At 63.3% G+C, this 18,096-nt stretch carries 30 protein-coding genes; 29 read left to right on the top strand and 1 reads right to left on the bottom strand.

What is annotated here, in order from left to right; translation table 11 throughout:
* From ACTXG9_RS18565 to ACTXG9_RS18425, 29 genes are all read left to right on the top strand, one after another.
* Positions 1 to 516, top strand: a 516-nt coding sequence (locus ACTXG9_RS18565) for an EF-Tu C-terminal domain-related protein (RefSeq protein WP_457654810.1), incomplete at its 5' end; no start/stop codon positions are given.
* Between the two features lie 332 nt (positions 517 to 848).
* Entirely contained in the window at positions 849 to 1,160 is a 312-nt protein-coding gene (gene rpsJ, locus ACTXG9_RS18560; protein ID WP_005408208.1) for a 30S ribosomal protein S10, read from the top strand.
* A gap of 11 nt (positions 1,161 to 1,171) precedes the next feature.
* On the top strand, positions 1,172 to 1,822 hold the full coding sequence (gene rplC / locus ACTXG9_RS18555) for a 50S ribosomal protein L3 (RefSeq protein ID WP_004145336.1): 651 nt from the start codon (positions 1,172 to 1,174) through the stop codon (positions 1,820 to 1,822).
* Positions 1,823 to 1,834: 12 nt separating this feature from the next.
* Positions 1,835 to 2,440, top strand: coding sequence for a 50S ribosomal protein L4 (gene rplD / locus ACTXG9_RS18550; RefSeq protein ID WP_456115757.1), 606 nt, complete (start codon positions 1,835 to 1,837; stop codon positions 2,438 to 2,440).
* Positions 2,437 to 2,736: a 50S ribosomal protein L23 gene (gene rplW, locus ACTXG9_RS18545; RefSeq protein WP_004145338.1), complete on the top strand. Its 300-nt coding sequence runs from the start codon at positions 2,437 to 2,439 to the stop codon at positions 2,734 to 2,736. The genes rplD and rplW overlap by 4 nt, the downstream gene beginning before the upstream one ends.
* A 10-nt stretch (positions 2,737 to 2,746) precedes the next feature.
* Positions 2,747 to 3,574, top strand: coding sequence for a 50S ribosomal protein L2 (rplB, locus tag ACTXG9_RS18540; protein ID WP_004145339.1), 828 nt, complete (start codon positions 2,747 to 2,749; stop codon positions 3,572 to 3,574).
* A gap of 6 nt (positions 3,575 to 3,580) precedes the next feature.
* Positions 3,581 to 3,850: a 30S ribosomal protein S19 gene (gene rpsS / locus ACTXG9_RS18535; protein WP_005415413.1), complete on the top strand. Its 270-nt coding sequence runs from the start codon at positions 3,581 to 3,583 to the stop codon at positions 3,848 to 3,850.
* A 12-nt stretch (positions 3,851 to 3,862) separates the two neighbouring features.
* Complete coding sequence (gene rplV / locus ACTXG9_RS18530) at positions 3,863 to 4,198, top strand: 50S ribosomal protein L22 (protein WP_004145348.1); 336 nt, start codon at positions 3,863 to 3,865, stop codon at positions 4,196 to 4,198.
* Positions 4,199 to 4,216: 18 nt separating this feature from the next.
* Entirely contained in the window at positions 4,217 to 4,951 is a 735-nt protein-coding gene (gene rpsC / locus ACTXG9_RS18525) for a 30S ribosomal protein S3 (RefSeq protein ID WP_005415414.1), read from the top strand.
* 5 nt (positions 4,952 to 4,956) lie between these two features.
* Positions 4,957 to 5,370, top strand: coding sequence for a 50S ribosomal protein L16 (gene rplP, locus ACTXG9_RS18520; RefSeq protein WP_004154486.1), 414 nt, complete (start codon positions 4,957 to 4,959; stop codon positions 5,368 to 5,370).
* A complete protein-coding gene (gene rpmC / locus ACTXG9_RS18515) occupies positions 5,370 to 5,555 on the top strand; it encodes a 50S ribosomal protein L29 (protein WP_004154487.1) in 186 nt (61 codons plus the stop codon). The genes rplP and rpmC overlap by 1 nt, the downstream gene beginning before the upstream one ends.
* Before the next feature lie 11 nt (positions 5,556 to 5,566).
* Positions 5,567 to 5,836, top strand: a complete 270-nt coding sequence (rpsQ, locus tag ACTXG9_RS18510) for a 30S ribosomal protein S17 (protein ID WP_004154489.1) — start codon at positions 5,567 to 5,569, stop codon at positions 5,834 to 5,836.
* Between the two features lie 12 nt (positions 5,837 to 5,848).
* Positions 5,849 to 6,217 carry a 50S ribosomal protein L14 gene (gene rplN, locus ACTXG9_RS18505; RefSeq protein ID WP_010483978.1) on the top strand — a complete coding sequence of 123 codons (369 nt, stop codon included), beginning with the start codon at positions 5,849 to 5,851 and terminating at the stop codon, positions 6,215 to 6,217.
* A gap of 16 nt (positions 6,218 to 6,233) precedes the next feature.
* Positions 6,234 to 6,551: a 50S ribosomal protein L24 gene (rplX, locus tag ACTXG9_RS18500; RefSeq protein WP_004154490.1), complete on the top strand. Its 318-nt coding sequence runs from the start codon at positions 6,234 to 6,236 to the stop codon at positions 6,549 to 6,551.
* Between the two features lie 11 nt (positions 6,552 to 6,562).
* The gene (gene rplE / locus ACTXG9_RS18495) at positions 6,563 to 7,105 is read left to right on the top strand and encodes a 50S ribosomal protein L5 (protein ID WP_005415416.1); all 543 of its coding nucleotides are present in this window, start codon (positions 6,563 to 6,565) and stop codon (positions 7,103 to 7,105) included.
* 18 nt (positions 7,106 to 7,123) lie between these two features.
* Positions 7,124 to 7,429, top strand: a complete 306-nt coding sequence (rpsN, locus tag ACTXG9_RS18490) for a 30S ribosomal protein S14 (RefSeq protein ID WP_019659577.1) — start codon at positions 7,124 to 7,126, stop codon at positions 7,427 to 7,429.
* A 258-nt stretch (positions 7,430 to 7,687) separates the two neighbouring features.
* Positions 7,688 to 8,086: a 30S ribosomal protein S8 gene (rpsH, locus tag ACTXG9_RS18485; RefSeq protein WP_021204581.1), complete on the top strand. Its 399-nt coding sequence runs from the start codon at positions 7,688 to 7,690 to the stop codon at positions 8,084 to 8,086.
* A gap of 18 nt (positions 8,087 to 8,104) precedes the next feature.
* Complete coding sequence (rplF, locus tag ACTXG9_RS18480) at positions 8,105 to 8,629, top strand: 50S ribosomal protein L6 (RefSeq protein WP_021204580.1); 525 nt, start codon at positions 8,105 to 8,107, stop codon at positions 8,627 to 8,629.
* An 80-nt stretch (positions 8,630 to 8,709) separates the two neighbouring features.
* The gene (gene rplR, locus ACTXG9_RS18475; RefSeq protein ID WP_026346969.1) at positions 8,710 to 9,069 is read left to right on the top strand and encodes a 50S ribosomal protein L18; all 360 of its coding nucleotides are present in this window, start codon (positions 8,710 to 8,712) and stop codon (positions 9,067 to 9,069) included.
* Between the two features lie 161 nt (positions 9,070 to 9,230).
* The gene (gene rpsE / locus ACTXG9_RS18470) at positions 9,231 to 9,773 is read left to right on the top strand and encodes a 30S ribosomal protein S5 (protein ID WP_004154496.1); all 543 of its coding nucleotides are present in this window, start codon (positions 9,231 to 9,233) and stop codon (positions 9,771 to 9,773) included.
* A complete protein-coding gene (rpmD, locus tag ACTXG9_RS18465; protein ID WP_005408214.1) occupies positions 9,766 to 9,957 on the top strand; it encodes a 50S ribosomal protein L30 in 192 nt (63 codons plus the stop codon). Before rpsE ends, rpmD begins: the two co-directional genes overlap by 8 nt.
* Before the next feature lie 6 nt (positions 9,958 to 9,963).
* Positions 9,964 to 10,407, top strand: a complete 444-nt coding sequence (gene rplO, locus ACTXG9_RS18460) for a 50S ribosomal protein L15 (RefSeq protein ID WP_004154498.1) — start codon at positions 9,964 to 9,966, stop codon at positions 10,405 to 10,407.
* 7 nt (positions 10,408 to 10,414) lie between these two features.
* The gene (gene secY / locus ACTXG9_RS18455) at positions 10,415 to 11,782 is read left to right on the top strand and encodes a preprotein translocase subunit SecY (RefSeq protein ID WP_005408215.1); all 1,368 of its coding nucleotides are present in this window, start codon (positions 10,415 to 10,417) and stop codon (positions 11,780 to 11,782) included.
* Between the two features lie 347 nt (positions 11,783 to 12,129).
* Positions 12,130 to 12,486, top strand: a complete 357-nt coding sequence (gene rpsM / locus ACTXG9_RS18450; RefSeq protein WP_004154500.1) for a 30S ribosomal protein S13 — start codon at positions 12,130 to 12,132, stop codon at positions 12,484 to 12,486.
* Positions 12,487 to 12,497: 11 nt separating this feature from the next.
* A complete protein-coding gene (rpsK, locus tag ACTXG9_RS18445; protein WP_004145443.1) occupies positions 12,498 to 12,887 on the top strand; it encodes a 30S ribosomal protein S11 in 390 nt (129 codons plus the stop codon).
* A gap of 15 nt (positions 12,888 to 12,902) precedes the next feature.
* A complete protein-coding gene (gene rpsD, locus ACTXG9_RS18440) occupies positions 12,903 to 13,532 on the top strand; it encodes a 30S ribosomal protein S4 (RefSeq protein WP_004145446.1) in 630 nt (209 codons plus the stop codon).
* 55 nt (positions 13,533 to 13,587) lie between these two features.
* Positions 13,588 to 14,586 (top strand): DNA-directed RNA polymerase subunit alpha, encoded by a 999-nt coding sequence (locus ACTXG9_RS18435; RefSeq protein WP_005408216.1) that lies wholly within the window; start codon positions 13,588 to 13,590, stop codon positions 14,584 to 14,586.
* Positions 14,587 to 14,776: 190 nt separating this feature from the next.
* Positions 14,777 to 15,160 carry a 50S ribosomal protein L17 gene (gene rplQ, locus ACTXG9_RS18430; protein ID WP_005408217.1) on the top strand — a complete coding sequence of 128 codons (384 nt, stop codon included), beginning with the start codon at positions 14,777 to 14,779 and terminating at the stop codon, positions 15,158 to 15,160.
* Positions 15,161 to 15,392: 232 nt separating this feature from the next.
* Positions 15,393 to 15,899, top strand: coding sequence for a disulfide bond formation protein B (locus tag ACTXG9_RS18425; RefSeq protein WP_058980348.1), 507 nt, complete (start codon positions 15,393 to 15,395; stop codon positions 15,897 to 15,899).
* 65 nt (positions 15,900 to 15,964) lie between these two features.
* On the opposite strand, the gene ACTXG9_RS18420 is transcribed toward ACTXG9_RS18425, so the two are convergent.
* Positions 15,965 to 18,088 carry a TonB-dependent receptor gene (locus tag ACTXG9_RS18420; RefSeq protein WP_111098620.1) on the bottom strand — a complete coding sequence of 708 codons (2,124 nt, stop codon included), beginning with the start codon at positions 18,086 to 18,088 and terminating at the stop codon, positions 15,965 to 15,967.
* Positions 18,089 to 18,096: the final 8 nt, after the last annotated feature.

Raw genomic sequence — 18,096 nt, 5'->3', positions numbered from 1 at the left:
CGCGGCACCGTGGTGACCGGCCGTATCGAGCGCGGCGTGATCAAGGTCGGCGACGAAATCGAAATCGTCGGCATCCGTCCGGTGCAGAAGACCACCGTGACCGGCGTTGAAATGTTCCGCAAGCTGCTGGACCAGGGTCAGGCAGGCGACAATGCTGGCCTGCTGCTGCGCGGCACCAAGCGTGACGACGTCGAGCGTGGCCAGGTGCTGGCCAAGCCGGGCACGATCAAGCCGCACACCAAGTTCGAGGGTGAAGTCTACGTCCTGTCGAAGGACGAAGGCGGCCGTCACACCCCGTTCTTCAACGGCTACCGTCCGCAGTTCTACTTCCGCACCACCGACATCACCGGCGCAGCTGCACTGCCGGAAGGCGTCGAAATGGTGATGCCGGGTGACAACGTCAAGATGGTCGTCACCCTGATCAACCCGGTGGCGATGGACGAAGGCCTGCGCTTCGCCATCCGCGAAGGCGGCCGCACCGTCGGCGCCGGCGTGGTCTCGAAGATCATCGAGTAATCTGGTAGTATCTGCGCCCCGATGTTGCCTGGGTAGGGCATCGGGGCGTATCAAATGGGAAAGCAGGCACAGGATGTGCCTTGTGTTCCCCGGACCAGGAAGGGTCAATGCCATTCAGGCGGCGTCAACAGGCGACTGTTGACAGCTGCCTTGTGTGCCATTATGCTTCTACGTCTGGGCAGGCCGGGAAACTGGTCTGCCTACGTTTTTGAGGTCTATGGAGTGACCTTGTCGGCCTGCAGGAGTGTGGGCCGTCCGTATTCAGGAATTTCATGGGGCAAAGCAACCCAGAGGCTTTGTCTGTCGCTCTTTTAACGAAGGAACCTACCGCCATGGCGGACCAAAAGATCCGGATCCGGCTGAAAGCGTTCGATCATCGTCTGATCGACCGTTCGGCCAGCGAGATCGTTGAAACGGCAAAGCGGACCGGCGCGCAAGTGCGTGGCCCGATCCCGCTGCCGACCAAGATCGAGCGCTACACCGTTCTCGTCTCCCCGCACGTCGACAAGGACGCGCGTGACCAGTACGAGACCCGCACGCACAAGCGCGTGCTCGATATCGTTGACCCGAATGACAAGACCGTGGACGCGCTGATGAAGCTCGAACTGGCTGCCGGCGTCGACGTTCAGATCAAGCTGACCTGAGGACTACGACCATGACGAAGAAGTATTCGTTGGGCTTCGTGGGCCGCAAGGCCGGCATGAGCCGCGTGTTCACTGAAGATGGCCGCTCCATCCCGGTGACCCTGATCGAAGCAACCCCGAACCGCATCGCGCAGATCAAGACCGTCGAAACCGACGGCTACAGCGCCGTGCAGGTGACCGTCGGCGCCCGTCGCGCTGCCCTGGTCAACAAGCCGGAAGCCGGCCACTTCGCCAAGGCGAAGGTGGAAGCGGGTCGTGGCCTGTGGGAATTCCGCGTTGAAGACGCGCAGCTCGGCGATTTCGCCGTTGGCGGCGAAGTCAAGGCGGACATCTTCGAAGTCGGCCAGATCGTCGACGTCCAGGGTGTCACCAAGGGTAAGGGCTTCCAGGGCACCATCAAGCGCCACAACTTCCGTATGGGCGATGCAACCCACGGTAACTCGCTGTCGCATCGCGCGCCGGGTTCGCTGGGTCAGCGCCAGACCCCGGGTCGCGTTTTCCCGGGCAAGAAGATGTCGGGCCACATGGGCGCGGTGCAGCAGAGCACCCAGAACCTGGAAGTGGTCAAGGTCGACGTCGAGCGCGGTCTGATCGCCGTTCGCGGCGCCGTTCCGGGCGCGGCCGGTGGCGATGTGATCGTCCGTCCGGCGAGCAAGGCATAAGGAGAGATGACGATGGAACTCGTTATCACGGGTAGCAACAACAAGGTCTCGGTCTCCGAAGCCGTGTTCGGTCGCGATTTCAGCGAAGATCTGGTCCACCAGGTCGTCGTTGCTTACCGCAACGCCGGTCGCGCCGGCACCAAGGCACAGAAGACTCGCTCCGAAGTGGCTGGTACCACCAAGAAGTCGAAGAAGCAGAAGGGCGGCGGCGCGCGTCATGGCGCACTGACGGCTCCGATCTTCGTCGGCGGCGGTGTCACCTTTGCGGCCAAGCCGCGCAGCTTCGAGCAGAAGGTCAATCGTAAGCAGTACCGTGCCGCCATGTGCGCGATCCTGTCCGAGCTGAACCGTCAGGGCCGTCTGACCATCGTGGAGTCCTTCGACGTCGAAGTGACCAACACGAAGGGTCTGGTCGCCAAGCTGGCCGGCCTGGAAGTGGGCAAGCGCCCGCTGATCGTCACCGAAGAAGCGTCCGAGCGCCTGTACCTGTCCGCCCGCAATCTGCCGTACGTGCAGGTGCGTGACGTCCAGGGCCTGGATCCGGTCTCGCTGGTGGGTGCCGACACGGTCGTCATCACCGCTGACGCGGTCAAGAAGGTCGAGGAGTGGCTGGCATGAACAGCAACGAAAAAATCTTCAGCGTGCTGCGTGCCCCGCGTGTCTCCGAAAAGACCGCGCGCCTGCAGGAACTCTCCAACCAGTATGTCTTCGAAGTTTCGAACGAAGCCACCAAGGCCGATGTAAAGGCCGCGGTTGAGCAGCTGTTCGACGTCAAGGTCGAAGCTGTCAACGTGGTCAACGTCAAGGGCAAGAACAAGTCCTTCCGTAACCGTGCTGGCCGCCGCGGCGATTGGCGCAAGGCGTACGTTCGCCTGGCCGATGGCCAGTCGATCGATGTAACGGCCAAGGCCTGAGGTACATCCCATGCCATTGATGAAATTCAAGCCCACTTCCCCCGGCCGCCGTTCGGCCGTGCGCGTGGTCACTCCCGACCTGCACAAGGGTGCTCCGCACGCTGCCCTGGTCGAGTCGCAGAGCCGCTCGGGTGGTCGTAACCACCATGGCCGCATCACCGTGCGTCACGTCGGTGGTGGTGCCAAGCAGCACTACCGCATCATCGACTTCAAGCGCAACAAGCTGGGCATCCCGGCGCGCGTGGAACGCATCGAATACGATCCGAACCGCACCGCCCACATCGCCCTGCTGTGCTACGTCGACGGTGAGCGCCGCTACATCATCGCCCCGAAGGGCCTGAAGGCCGGTGATCAGGTGATCGCTGGTTCGGATGCCCCGATCAAGGCTGGCAACACCCTGCCGCTGCGCAACATCCCGGTCGGTACCACCATCCACTGCATCGAACTGAAGCCCGGCAAGGGCGCTCAGATCGCCCGCGCCGCCGGTGCGGCCGTGCAGCTGGTGGCCCGCGAAGGCATCTACGCCACCCTGCGCCTGCGCTCGGGTGAAATGCGCAAGGTGCCGGTCGAGTGCTGCGCCACCATCGGCGAAGTCGGCAACGACGAGCACAGCCTGGAAAAGCTGGGCAAGGCCGGTGCCAAGCGTTGGCGCGGCGTCCGCCCGACCGTTCGTGGTGCTGCCATGAACCCGGTTGACCACCCGCACGGTGGTGGTGAGGCCAAGGCCGGCCAGGGTAACCCGCATCCGGTCACCCCGTGGGGTGTCCCGACCAAGGGTTACAAGACGCGCCATAACAAGCGCACTCAGCAGTTCATCGTCCGCGATCGTAGGGGCTAATCGACCATGGCACGTTCACTCAAGAAGGGCCCGTTCGTCGATCACCACCTCGTCAAGAAGGTGGAGGCCGCTGCGGGCAGCAAGAAGCCGATCAAGACCTGGTCGCGCCGTTCGATGATCCTGCCTGACATGGTAGGCATCACCATTGCCGTGCATAACGGCAAGAACCACATCCCGGTTCTCGTCAACGAGAACATGGTCGGCCACAAGCTCGGCGAATTTGCCATCACCCGGACCTTCAAGGGTCACGGTGGTGACAAGAAGTCGGGCAAGTAAGGAGAGATGACAATGGAAGCGAAAGCCATCCTGCGCACTGCGCGCATCTCCCCGCAGAAGGCTCGTCTGGTCGCTGACCAGGTGCGCGGTCTGCCGGCCGAACGTGCGGTCAACCTGCTGAAGTTCTCGGACAAGAAGGCTGCCCACCTGATCAAGAAGGTGGTGGAGTCGGCTATTGCCAATGCCGAGAACAACCAGGGCGCCGACGTCGACGAGCTGAAGGTTCAGACCATCATGGTTGATGAAGGTCCGACCCTGAAGCGTTTCATGGCGCGGGCGAAAGGCCGCGGTACCCGCATCCTCAAGCGCACCAGCCACATCACTGTGGTTGTGGGCGCCGCCAAGTAAGCGGATAAGGAAAAGACCATGGGTCATAAAGTTCATCCGATTGGTATCCGCCTCGGCATTTCCAAGGACTGGAACTCCAAGTGGTACGCCAACAAGGCCGAGTTCGCCGGTTACCTGGCAGCCGACCTGAAAGTGCGCGACATGCTGCGCAAGAAGCTGGCCCAGGCCGGCATCAGCAAGATCCTGATCGAGCGTCCGGCCAAGACCGCTCGCGTGACGATCCACACCGCCCGTCCGGGCGTGGTGATCGGCAAGCGCGGTGAGGACATCGAGAAGCTGCGCAAGGAAGTGAGCGAGATGATGGGCGTCCCGGCGCACATCAACGTCACCGAAGTGCGCAAGCCGGAACTGGACGCGCAGCTCGTTGCCGAGTCGATCGCCCAGCAGCTGGAGCGTCGCATCATGTTCCGCCGTGCAATGAAGCGCTCGGTCGGCAACGCGATGCGCCTGGGTGCCCTGGGCATCAAGGTCAACGTCGGTGGCCGCCTCAACGGTGCAGAAATCGCCCGTTCGGAGTGGTACCGCGAAGGCCGCGTGCCGCTGCACACCCTGCGTGCCGACATCGACTATGGCTTCGCTGAAGCCAAGACGACCTACGGCATCATCGGCATCAAGGTCTGGATCTACAAGGGCGAGGTCTTCGATTTCTCCCAGGTTGGCCAGGAAAAGCAGGACGACACCCCGTCGCGCAACGATCGTCACGATCGCGGCGACCGTGGTGACCGTCAGCGCCCGGCCCGTGAAGCGAGGTAACGACAATGTTGCAACCCAAGCGAACCAAGTACCGCAAGGTACACAAGGGCCGTAACGATGGCCTGAGCTGGAGCGCCAACGCTGTCAGCTTCGGCGAATACGGCCTGAAGGCAACCGCACACGGTCAGCTGACCGCGCGCCAGATCGAAGCGGCCCGCCGCTCGATCAGCCGCTACGTCAAGCGCGGCGGCAAGATGTGGATCCGCGTGTTCCCCGACAAGCCCATCACCAAGAAGCCCATCGAAGTCCGAATGGGTTCGGGTAAGGGTAACGTGGAATACTGGGTGGCCCAGATCCAGCCCGGCCGCATGATCTATGAAATCGAGGGTGTTTCCGAGGAAGTGGCTCGCGAGGCGTTCCGCCTGGCCGCCGCCAAGCTCTCGGTCACCACCACTTTCGTGACCCGTACGGTGCGCTGATGGATATCAAAACTCTCCGTGAAAAGTCGGCTGACGAACTCAAGGCCCACCTGATCGACCTGCGTAAGGAACAGTTCTCTGTCCGTATGCAGCAGGTCACCGGCCAGCTGCCGAAGACCCACGACATTCGCCGGGTCCGTCGCGAGATTGCTCGCGTCAAGACCCTGCTCGGCAGCACGAAGTAAGGATGGCCGCTATGAGCGACAATACTGAAAAGAAGACGCTGCGCACGGTCGAAGGCCGTGTCGTCAGCAACAAGATGGACAAGACGGTTACCGTCCTGGTTGAGCGTCAGGTCAAGCACGCGCTGTACGGCAAGTACATCAAGCGCTCGACCAAGCTGCACGCCCACGATGCCGACAACGCCTGCAAGGAAGGCGATGTCGTCCGCGTGACCGAGATTGCTCCGATGTCCAAGACCAAGAACTGGCGCGTGGTGGAAGTCATCACGCGTGCGGCTGAATAAGGAGTCTGAATCATGATCCAGATGCAGAGCTACCTTGACGTCGCGGACAATTCGGGTGCCAAGCAGGTGATGTGCTTCAAGGTGCTGGGTGGTTCCAAGCGCCGTTACGCCGGCATCGGCGACATCATCAAGGTCACCGTGAAGGATGCGATTCCGCGCGGCAAGGTCAAGAAGGGTGAAGTGTATGACGCCGTCGTGGTGCGTACCCGCAAGGGTGTGCGTCGCGCCGACGGTTCGCTGATCCGCTTCGACGGCAACGCGGCCGTCCTGCTGAACAACAAGCAGGAGCCGATCGGTACCCGTATCTTCGGGCCGGTGACCCGTGAACTTCGTTCGGAGAAGTTCATGAAGATCGTCTCGCTCGCTCCCGAAGTGCTGTGAGCGACAGGAGATAATCATGGCTAACCGTATCAAGAAGGGCGACCAGGTTGTCGTCAACGCTGGCAAGGACAAGGGCAAGCAGGGCGAAGTCGTCCGCGTCGACGGCGACCGTGTGGTCGTCGCCAACGTGAACATCGTCAAGCGCCACACCAAGCCGAACCCGCAGGCAGGTGTTGCCGGCGGCGTGGTCGAGCGCGAAGCTTCGATCCATATCTCCAACGTGAACGTGCTGAACCCGGCTTCGGGCAAGGGCGAACGCGTTGGCTTCAAGGTGCTGGAGGATGGACGCAAACTGCGTGTGTTCCGCTCCAGCGGTGAGGCGCTCGACGCCTGAGGAATGTGAAGATGACTTCCCGTCTCGAAAAGATCTACAAGGAAGAAGTGGTGCCGGCGCTGATGAAGCAGTTCGGCTACACCAATCCGATGGAAGTACCGAAGCTCGTCAAGGTCACCCTGAACATGGGTGTCGGCGAGGCTGCCACCAACAAGAAGATCCTGGAAAACGCCGTCGCGGACATGACCAAGATTTCCGGCCAGAAGCCGGTTGTCACCAAGTCGCGTATCTCGGTCGCGTCGTTCAAGATCCGTGATGGTTGGCCGATCGGCTGCAAGACCACGCTGCGTCGCCACAAGATGTACGAGTTCCTGGACCGCCTGATCAACATCTCGCTGCCGCGCGTGCGCGACTTCCGTGGTGTTTCCGGCCGTTCCTTCGACGGCCGCGGCAACTTCAACATGGGTGTGAAGGAACAGATCATCTTCCCGGAAATCGACTTCGACGCCGTCGATGCGATCCGCGGTATGGATATCGCCATCACCACCACTGCGAAGACCGACGCGGAAGCGAAGGCGCTGCTGGCAGCGTTCAAGTTCCCGTTCCGTAACTGATCTGTCGAGGAAACCGAAATGGCAAAGACCTCCATGGTCAACCGCGACATCAAGCGGGAAAAGCTGGCCAAGAAGTACGCTGAAAAGCGTGCGGCTCTGAAGAAGATCGTGTCCTCCGTGGACGCGACCTACGAAGAGAAGATCGAGGCCGCAACCAAGCTGGCCAAGCTGCCGCGCGATTCGTCGCCGAGCCGCCAGCGTAATCGTTGCGAGCTGTCGGGTCGTCCGCGTGGCGTCTACAGCAAGTTCGGCCTGGGCCGTAACAAGCTGCGTGAAGCCACCATGCGTGGCGACGTACCGGGTCTGCGCAAGGCCAGCTGGTAACCCCAGCCGGCCCTGCGATCAGGAGCCCCTTCGGGGGTTCCTGAACCGGGCAGGGGAGGCATTCAGCTTTCCCGACGCAAAAAAACCGAGGAGCCCGGCGCAAGCCGGGCTCTTTTGGCGTATACTCCCGCGTCTTGCCCTGCGCAAACGGGGTCGTAGGAGTGGGCTTCCGGCCCGCTGCATCAAGGGACCTGGCCCGTTTCCAGGAGACAACAGATTTTCGCGAAAGCGGATATCGGTGCACTCAAAGGTACTCATATGAGCATGACTGATCCCATCGCCGACCTGCTGGTCCGCATCAAGAATGCGGCCGCGGTGGGCAAGCAGACGGTGAAAGCCCCGTCGTCCAAGATCAAGGTTGCGATCGCCCAGGTCCTGAAGGACGAGGGTTACATCGCCGACCTGCGCGTGACCCAGCTGGAAAACAACAAGTCCGAGCTGGAAATCGTGCTGAAGTATTTCGAAGGCAAGCCGGTCATCGCGACCCTGAAGCGCTTCTCGCGTTCGGGCCTGCGCCAGTACCGCGGCAAGAGCGAGCTGCCGAAGGTCATGAACGGCCTGGGTATCTCCATCATTTCCACCTCCAAGGGCATCATGACTGATGCGCAGGCGCGCCAGCTGGGCGTCGGCGGCGAAGTCCTGTGCTTCGTGGCCTAAGGCGAAAGGAGTAGAACTATGTCCCGCGTAGCCAAGAAGCCGATTACCCTGGGTAAGGTTGAACTGAACGTCCAGTCGGACAGCGTCACCGCCAAGGGCCCGAAGGGCACCCTGTCGCTGGCCAAGCCGGCCGGTATTGCCATCAACGTCGACAACGGCGTTGCCACCCTGAGCACCGAAAGCGCCGACCTGATCGCACTGACCGGTACCGTGCGTGCGATCCTGTCCAACATGGTCAAGGGCGTGTCCGAAGGCTTCGAGCGCAAGCTGGAGCTGGTGGGCGTGGGTTACCGCGCTGCCATGCAGGGCAAGGACCTGAACCTGTCGCTGGGCTTCTCGCACCCGGTCGTGTTCGTGGCGCCGGAAGGCATCACGCTGTCGACCCCGACCCAGACCGAGATCCTGGTCCAGGGCGCTGACAAGCAGGTCGTCGGTGAAGTCGCCGCCAAGATCCGTGCGTTCCGCAAGCCGGAACCGTACAAGGGCAAGGGCGTGAAGTACTCCGACGAAGTCATCATCCGTAAGGAAGCCAAGAAGGCATAAGCGCGAGTCCCTCGCAAGAGCCCGCACATCCCTGTGCGGACTTCTCAGGGAAAAGCTCTTCCTTCAGCTTTCAAGGAATAATCAAAATGAACAAGAACATCGCCCGCCTGCGTCGCGCCAAGTCGACCCGTGCCCACATCCGTGAGCTCGGCGTCGCCCGCCTGTCGGTGCTGCGCACCGGCCAGCACCTGTACGCCCAGGTCTTCACCGCCGACGGCTCCAAGGTGCTGGCTGCTGCCAACACCACCCAGGCCGACGTCATCGAAGGCCTGAAGAACGGCAAGAACGCCGATGCTGCTGCCAAGGTTGGCCGCATCGTTGCCGAGCGCGCCAAGGCCGCCGGCATCGAGAAGGTTGCCTTCGATCGTTCGGGCTACCGCTACCACGGCCGCATCAAGGCCCTGGCAGAAGCCGCCCGCGAAGCCGGCCTGCAGTTCTAAGGGACAAGGGCAGGGGGCCATTGGCCTCCTGCCCACCTGCTCGCCAGCCTGAGTGAGGCTGGACGGCGCCGCTCTTCTGCAGCGGCCCACCGGAACAACGCGTCACGCCACAACCATAAGCGGCTTCGAGCCGTACATACCCAAACAACCAAGGAATCAACATGGCAGAAGAGCGTCAGCAGCGGGGTCGCGATCGCGACCGTAACCGCGAAGAGAAGATCGACGACGGCATGATCGAAAAGCTGGTCGCGGTCAACCGCGTCAGCAAGACCGTCAAGGGTGGCCGCCAGTTCACCTTCACCGCCCTGACCGTCGTCGGCGACGGCGAAGGCAAGGTCGGTTTCGGCTATGGCAAGGCCCGCGAAGTGCCGGTTGCCATCCAGAAGTCGATGGAGCAGGCCCGCAAGAACCTGGTCAGCGTTGACCTGAACAACGGCACCCTGTGGCACACCATCAAGGATGGTCACGGCGCAGCCCGCGTGTTCATGCAGCCGGCTTCGGAAGGTACCGGCGTGATCGCCGGCGGTGCCATGCGCGCCGTGCTGGAAGCCGTTGGCGTGAAGAACGTGCTGGCCAAGGCCACCGGTTCGCGCAACCCGATCAACCTGGTGCGTGCCACCGTGAAGGGCCTGGCTGCTGCACAGTCGCCGGCTCGCATCGCGGCCAAGCGCGGCAAGAAGGTGGAGGAACTCAACCATGGCTAATGAGTCCAACAAGACTGTCAAGGTCCGCCTGGTGCGTGGCCTGCGTGGCACCCAGTCGCGTCACCGCCTGTCGGTGCGTGCGCTGGGCCTGAACAAGCTCAACGATGTGCGTGAACTGAAGGACAGCCCGCAGGTGCGCGGCCTGATCAACAAGGTTCAGTACCTCGTCCAGGTTGAGGAGTAATCGACCATGACTCTGCGTCTCAATGAACTGAGCCCGGCACCGGGCGCCCGCACCGAGCGTACCCGCGTCGGTCGCGGTATCGGCTCGGGCCTGGGCAAGACTGCCGGCCGCGGCCACAAGGGTTCGTTCGCCCGCAAGGGTGGCGGCAAGATCAAGGCTGGCTTCGAAGGCGGCCAGACCCCCATGCAGCGTCGTCTGCCGAAGATCGGCTTCCGTTCGCCGATCGCCAAGGACACCGCTGAAGTGCTGCTGTACGCACTGGACAAGCTGCCGGCCGGTGAGATCGACTTCGCCGCCCTGCGTGCTGCCAAGCTGGTTCCGAGCACTGCCAAGAAGGCCAAGGTCGTCGTCAAGGGCGAAGTGACCAAGGCGTTCACCCTGAAGGGTATTGCTGCCACGGCGGGTGCCAAGGCCGCGATCGAAGCTGCCGGCGGCAGCGTAACGGAGTAAGAAAATCATGGCGCAAGCTGGCATCGGTAACCTCGCGGGCGGAATGGGCAAGTTCACTGAACTTCGCCAACGTTTGCTGTTCGTCGTCGGGGCTTTGATCGTCTATCGCATCGGCTGCTACGTGCCGGTGCCGGGCGTCAATCCCGATGCCATGCTTGCCATGATGCAACAGCAGGGCGGCGGCATCGTGGACATGTTCAACATGTTCTCGGGCGGCGCCCTGCACCGTTTCAGCATCTTCGCGCTGAACGTGATGCCGTACATCTCGGCATCGATCGTGATGCAGCTGGCCGTGCACATCTTCCCCGCCCTGAAGGCGATGCAGAAGGAAGGTGAGTCCGGCCGCCGCAAGATCACCCAGTATTCGCGCATCGGCGCCGTGCTGCTGGCAGTGGTGCAGGGCGGTTCGATCGCACTGGCCCTGCAGGGCCAGGTGTCGCCGTCGGGCGCTCCGGTCGTGTATGCGCCGGGCATGGGCTTCGTGCTCACCGCCGTGGTCGCGCTGACTGCCGGCACCATGTTCCTGATGTGGGTCGGTGAGCAGGTCACCGAGCGCGGCATCGGCAACGGCGTGTCGCTGATCATCTTCGCCGGTATCGTCGCTGGCCTGCCGGGTGCGATCATCCACACCTTCGACGCCTACCGCGACGGCAACATCCAGTTCATCCAGCTGCTGCTGATCGCCATTGTCGTGCTCGCGTTCACCTTCTTCGTGGTGTTCGTCGAGCGTGGCCAGCGCCGGATCACGGTCAACTACGCACGCCGCCAGGGCGGTCGCAACGCGTACATGAACCAGACCTCGTTCCTGCCGCTGAAGCTCAACATGGCCGGCGTCATTCCGGCAATCTTCGCCTCGAGCCTGCTGGCCTTCCCGGCCACACTGGCCATGTGGTCCGGCCAGGCGGCCAACCAGAGCAGCTTCGGCCAGGTCCTGCAGAAGGTCGCCAATGCCCTGGGCCCGGGCGAGCCGCTGCACATGATCGTGTTCGCTGCGCTGATCACCGGTTTCGCGTTCTTCTATACCGCGCTGGTGTTCAACTCCCAGGAAACCGCTGACAACCTGAAGAAGTCGGGCGCGCTGATTCCGGGCATCCGTCCGGGCAAGGCCACCGCCGATTACATCGACGGTGTACTGACCCGCCTGACCGCAGCCGGCTCGGCCTATCTGGTCATCGTCTGCCTGCTGCCGGAACTGATGCGCACGCAGCTGAACGCCTCGTTCTACTTCGGCGGTACTTCGCTGCTGATCGTGGTGGTGGTGGTGATGGACTTCATTGCCCAGGTGCAGGCGCACCTGATGTCCCACCAGTACGAGAGCCTGCTGAAAAAGGCCAACCTGAAGGGCGGCAACCGCGGCGGTTTTGCCCGCGGCTGATTGGCCTGTTATACTTTCGTCTTCCTGACGTGATGGTCCCTCCGCTTCGCGGACTCCGGCCACACAAACGAAGGGCGGCCCCCGCAGCGGTTCCGGGTGGGGGTGTGATGAGGTGGTCCCGCGCTGGAGTAGCGCGGGCGGCCCCGGGGGATACCCCGGGTCCAACCCCATCCGGCGCCGGAGCCTGGGCACACTCCCCAGGCCGGGTTCATGAAACCAGTGGTTTCACGGGCTTCCATGTAAACCGGAACCTTGTTAGTATCGCTAGTTCACTTTTTTGATCCATCCTGCCGGATTGGCGTGCCCGAGGCGCGCTGTCGGCCATCACTCAGCTGGAGAACCGCGTCATGGCGCGTATTGCAGGCGTCAACCTGCCAGCCCAGAAGCACGTCTGGGTCGGGTTGCAAAGCATTTACGGCATCGGCCGTACCCGTTCGAAGAAGGTCTGCGAAGTCGCAGGCGTTGCTTCGACCACCAAGATCCGCGATCTGTCGGAGCCGGAAATCGAGCGCCTGCGCGCCGAAGTCGGCAAGTACATCGTGGAAGGCGATCTGCGCCGTGAGATCGGCATCGCGATCAAGCGCCTGATGGACCTGGGCTGCTACCGCGGCCTGCGTCACCGTCGTGGCCTCCCGCTGCGTGGCCAGCGCACCCGTACCAACGCCCGCACCCGCAAGGGTCCGCGCAAGGCGATCAAGAAGTAAGGGACTGAGAAATGGCTAAGCCCGCTGCTAAGACCAAGAAGAAGATCAAGCGCGTCGTCACCGACGGCGTTGCCCACGTCCACGCTTCGTTCAACAACACCATCGTCACCATCACCGACCGTCAGGGCAATGCTCTGTCGTGGGCGACCTCCGGTGGCGCTGGCTTCCGCGGTTCGCGCAAGTCGACCCCGTTCGCTGCCCAGGTGGCTGCTGAAAAGGCCGGTCGTGCTGCGCTGGACTATGGCGTGAAGTCGCTGGAAGTCCGCATCAAGGGCCCGGGTCCGGGCCGTGAGTCGGCCGTGCGTTCGCTGAACAACGTCGGCTACAAGATCACCAACATCATCGACGTGACGCCTATCCCGCACAACGGGTGCCGTCCGCCGAAGAAGCGTCGCGTCTAAAGGGAGCGATAAGAAATGGCTCGTTATATCGGTCCTACCTGTAAGCTCGCCCGTCGCGAAGGCGCCGACCTGTCCCTGAAGAGCCCGGCGCGTGCGCTGGACTCCAAGTGCAAGCTGGAGCAGAAGCCCGGCCAGCACGGCGCCACTGCCCGCAAGGGCAAGCTGTCCGACTACGCCACCCAGCTGCGTGAAAAGCAGAAGGTCAAGCGTATCTACGGCCTGCTGGAGCGTCAGTTCCGCAACTACTACAAGAAGGCCTCGACCAAGAAGGGCAACACCGGCGAGAACCTGCTGCAGCTGCTGGAAACCCGCCTGGACAACGTCGTCTACCGCATGGGCTTCGCCGTGACCCGTCCGGCTGCTCGTCAGCTGGTGTCGCACCGCGGCGTCACCGTGAATGGCAAGTCGGTCAACCTGGCTTCGTACCAGGTCAAGGCTGGCGACGCCATCGCCCTGTCTGAAAAGGCTGCCAAGCAGCTGCGCGTCCAGGAAGCCCTGACCGTCGCCGCCCAGCATGACCTGAGCCCGTCGTGGGTTGAAGTGGATTCCGGCAAGTTCACCGGCATCTTCAAGGCCGTTCCGGATCGTTCGGATCTGCCTGCGGACATCAACGAAGCGCTGATCGTCGAGCTGTATTCGAAGTAATTCACATTGGAGAGCCCCCGGCGACGGCCGGGGGTTCACTAGGAGAACCCGCAACATGACGGTTACCGCCAACCAGGTTCTGCGTCCTCGCGGTCCGCAGATCGAACGCCTTACCGACACCCGTGCAAAGGTCGTTATCGAACCTTTGGAGCGGGGTTACGGGCATACGCTGGGCAACGCCCTGCGTCGCGTGCTGCTGTCGTCCATCCCGGGCTTCGCCATCACGGAAGTCGAAATCGACGGCGTGTTGCATGAGTACACCACGGTCGAAGGTCTGCAGGAGGACGTGCTCGAAGTCCTGCTGAACCTGAAGGACGTGGCCATCCGTATGCACTCCGGCGACAGCGCCACCCTGTCCCTGTCCAAGCAGGGCCCGGGCGTTGTCACCGCTGCCGACATCAAGGTCGACCACAATGTGGAGATCCTGAACGGCGACCATGTGATCTGCCACCTGACCAAGGACACGGCGATCAACATGCGTCTGAAGATCGAACGTGGTTTCGGCTACCAGCCGGCTGCCGCGCGTCGTCGTCCGGACGAAGAAACCCGTGCCATCGGCCGCCTGGTCCTGGATGCCTCGTTCTCGCCGGTCCGCCGCGTCGCCTATGCCGTGGAAGCGGCCCGCGTCGAACAGCGTACCGACCTGGACAAGCTGGTCATCGATATCGAGACCAACGGCACCATCGATGCCGAGGAAGCCGTGCGCACCGCCGCCGACATCCTCAGCGACCAGCTGTCGGTGTTCGGTGACTTCACCCACCGCGACCGCGGTGCGGCCAAGCCGGCCAACAACGGCGTGGATCCGGTGCTGCTGCGCCCGATCGACGATCTGGAGCTGACCGTGCGTTCGGCCAACTGCCTGAAGGCTGAAAGCATCTACTACATCGGCGATCTGATCCAGAAGACCGAAGTGGAGCTGCTGAAGACCCCGAACCTGGGCAAGAAGTCGCTCACCGAGATCAAGGAAGTGCTGGCTCAGCGCGGCCTGTCGCTCGGCATGAAGCTGGAGAACTGGCCGCCGGCCGGCGTCGCCAGCCACGGCATGCTGGGCTGATATCGGTAATGCCTGAAGGCTCCACCGTTCGCGGTGGAGCCTTCAACGCGACACAACACGCCACGACGAACCGCAGGTTCGCGGGCAGGCCGTCCAGGACGGAGGGCCAGGACCAACCGCAGTCCGCGCAGCAACGCCAGGATGGCGACAACGATCCGCACAGCCTCATCATTAACCAAGGAATATCACCATGCGTCACCAGAAGTCTGGCCGTAAGTTCAGCCGCACCAGCGCCCACCGCGAAGCGATGTTCAAGAACATGGCCGCCTCGCTGTTCAAGCACGAGCTGATCAAGACCACCCTGCCGAAGGCCAAGGAACTGCGCCGCGTTGCCGAGCCGCTGATCACCCTGGCCAAGGTCGACTCCGTCGCCAACCGCCGTCTGGCCTTCGCCCGCCTGCGCGACAACGAAGCGGTGGGCAACCTGTTCACCATCCTGGGCCCGCGCTACGCGAACCGTCCGGGCGGCTACCTGCGCCTGCTGAAGTGCGGTTTCCGCGCCGGCGACAACGCGCCGATGGCCTACGTCGAGCTGGTCGACCGTCCGGTCGTGGCCGAGGAAGTGGCCGAGTAATCGGACCGCTCCAACGCGACACAGCGAAAGCCCGGCCTCTGCCGGGCTTTTGCGTTCTGGTAGCGCCGGGCCATGCCCGGCGTTTCCGTATCCGCTACGCTCGCCGGGCATGGCCCGGCGCTACCTGCGGCACAATGCGACCCGCACCGTTCCGACAGGCGTCACCTGTGGCGGTTCGAATGGCGCGCGCTCTCGGTTACGCTTGGCGCCCTGATCCATTCGAGCGTTGACGATGAATCCACTGCGCTGGCCCTTCCGCGCCCAGTTCTTCCTGGGCTTCCTGATCTGCGCGGGCCTGCTCGGCTACGCGATCTTCCTGCAGCTGAAGATGGGCCTGGAGCCGTGTCCGCTGTGCATCTTCCAGCGGCTGGCCTTCGCCGCGCTGGGCCTGCTGTTCCTGATCGGTGCGCTGCACGGGCCGTCCAACCGCCCGGGACGCGCGACCTACGGGATTCTCGCCTTCATTGCCGCCGCAGTAGGCGTCGGCATTGCCGCGCGCCACGTCTACGTGCAGATGCTGCCGCCGGAGATGGGCGCGACCTGCGGCCCGCCGCTGAGCTTCCTGCGCGAGACCATGGGGCCGCTGGAAGTGTTCCGCACGGTGCTCACCGGTACCGGCAACTGCGGCAACATCGACTGGACCTTCCTGGGCCTGACCATGCCGATGTGGTCGGGCGTGTGGTTCGTGCTGCTGGCGCTGTGGGCGCTGGTGGTGTCGCTGCGCAGGGTCAAGCGCTGAACGCAGGGTAGTGCCGGCCGCTGGCCGGCACACCGTGGGAATACCGGCCAGCGGCCGGCGCTACCTCAGAAATCCTGCTGCAGGCTCAGGTAAGCACCTCGGCGCGGTCCCCACTGCGGGGCGAACACGCCGACACCGCCGCCATCGCGCAGCTGGTAGCTTCGGTCCAGGGCGTTGACCACGGCCAGCTGCACATGCAGCGGATGCCCGCTGTCGGCATTGAAGTCGTGCCCGGCGCTGAGGTTCACCTGCAGGTACGACGGCAGCTCGCCGCCGTTGGGTACGCCCTCGATGTCCGAACGCAGGCCGCTGCCGAACACGTAGTTGGTACCGATCCGGTTGTGTCCGGCAAAGGCGTAGCTGAAGCCACCCGATGAGGTCAGCTTCTGGTCGTGATCGAGGTGGATCCAGTGGTCGGCCACATAGGCCAGTGCGTCCGGATCGAGGTTGTACTGGCTGGTGATCACCTGGGTGCCGATGGCCTTGTTGTACGCCGCGTTGAAGTAGGCGCTGAACGGGCCGTTGCTGTAGTCGGCACTGAACTCCAGCCCACGGATGTGGCCACGGCGATAGTTGAACGTCGAGTAGATGTAGGCGGCGCCGAACTGGCCTTCGTCCTGCAGGCGCGCAACGCGGCGATCGTAGGCGTCCAAGCCCAGGGTGAGGTGGTCGCCCACCTGCTGCGACACGCCGATGTCGTAGTAGTCGCTGCGTTCGGCCAGTGGCGTGTTGTTGCCGCCGCTGGGCTGCTGGTTGGTGGTGCCGTCGTATAGGGCGATATCGCTGCTGGCGATCAGCTCACTGGCCGGTGGCGTGAAGTAACGCGAATAGCCGGCATGCACGGTGGTGCTGTCGCTGGCATTCCAGACCACTCCCACGCGGGGGCTGAGCTGGCCCTCGGTGTGGCCAAAGGCCTTGTAGCGATCTCCGCGCAGGCCGTAGTTGACGGTCCAGTCGTCGCCGATCTTCCATTCATCCTGCACGTACAGCGCCAGCGTGCTGGCATGGAAGGCACTGCGGTCAGGTATCAGCAGCGGTGTGGTGCTGGACTGCTGGCCGGCGTCATCGACCGGAAACACCCAGCTGCTGTTGCTGGCCCGCGCATTCTCGTAGTTGCCGTACAGGCCATAGCGCAGCGTGTGGTCGTTGCCCAGTGGGGTGGAGAAATCGGCCTGCAGCGTGTTGGCGCGGTTGCTGCGTTGCACCTGCGAGGCGACGCCACTGAACACCAGGTCGCCGACGACATCCGGATGGAATGCCACATCGCTGTAGCGCTGCCCGGCCGAGAGCTGATATGCGGTGCTGCCCAACGTGCCCTGCAGCACCAGCATGCCGAAGCGGGTGGCCTCGCGCTGGGTTTCATCCAGCTGGCTGGAGTCGAAGGTGGTGGTATCGAGGTAACCGAACTGCGGCGTTTGCCCGGGGTTGACCGGGATCTGGAAGCGATTGTTGGCAAAGCCGGCGAACACGCTCAGGCGGGTGTTCTCGTTGACGAGGTAGGTAAGGTCAGCGAACGCTTTGCCCTGGTGGGTGTCGTCGTGCAGCGGCTTGCGCGAGCGGGTCGGGTTCTCCAGGCCAACCTCGTTCTGGTCGTAGTTGCCAGTCAGGAACCAGCTCCAGCGCCCCTGGTTGCCCCACCACGAGGCGTTGGGATTGATCTTGCCGAACGAGCCTGCGGTCAGCCCGGCGCTGCCGCCGTTGCCGAGCTCGGCGCCGCTGCGGGTGGTGATGTCGACCACTGCAGCGGTGCGCTCGCCGAACTGCGCCGGCAGCGCGCCATCCATCAGGCGGATGCTCTTGATGGTGCGTGCATCCAGCGTCTGGCCGAAGCCCGAGATCGATTCGGGCAGCAGCACGCCGTTGATGCGGTACTGCAGATTGGCGTGGTCGCCGCGCACGTGCACGCCGCCGTAGGAATCCTGGACCACGCCGGGCGCCTGCAGCAGCACCTGGCTGAGCGGCGCGGAGGCGCCCAGCGGCTGCTTCTGGATGTCCTCGGCGGTGATCTGGTACTGGCTGCTGCCGATGTCTGGCGACAGCGTGTTGCGGGCCTGGTCGAGCTGGGCGTGGACGGTGACCGCGTCGAGGTCCTTCACGGGAGCGGCGGCATCGGCGGCCACGGCGAGGGAAGGCAGGCTGGCCAGGGTCAGGGCGAAGGTGATGCCGGTAGCAAGCAGGGAGGGCTTCATGGCGGATA

The sequence above is a fragment of the Stenotrophomonas maltophilia group sp. LNF247 genome, assembly GCF_054083135.1.
Note: the sequence above shows the minus strand (reverse complement) of the source record. Positions and strands in the feature narration are given on the sequence as shown.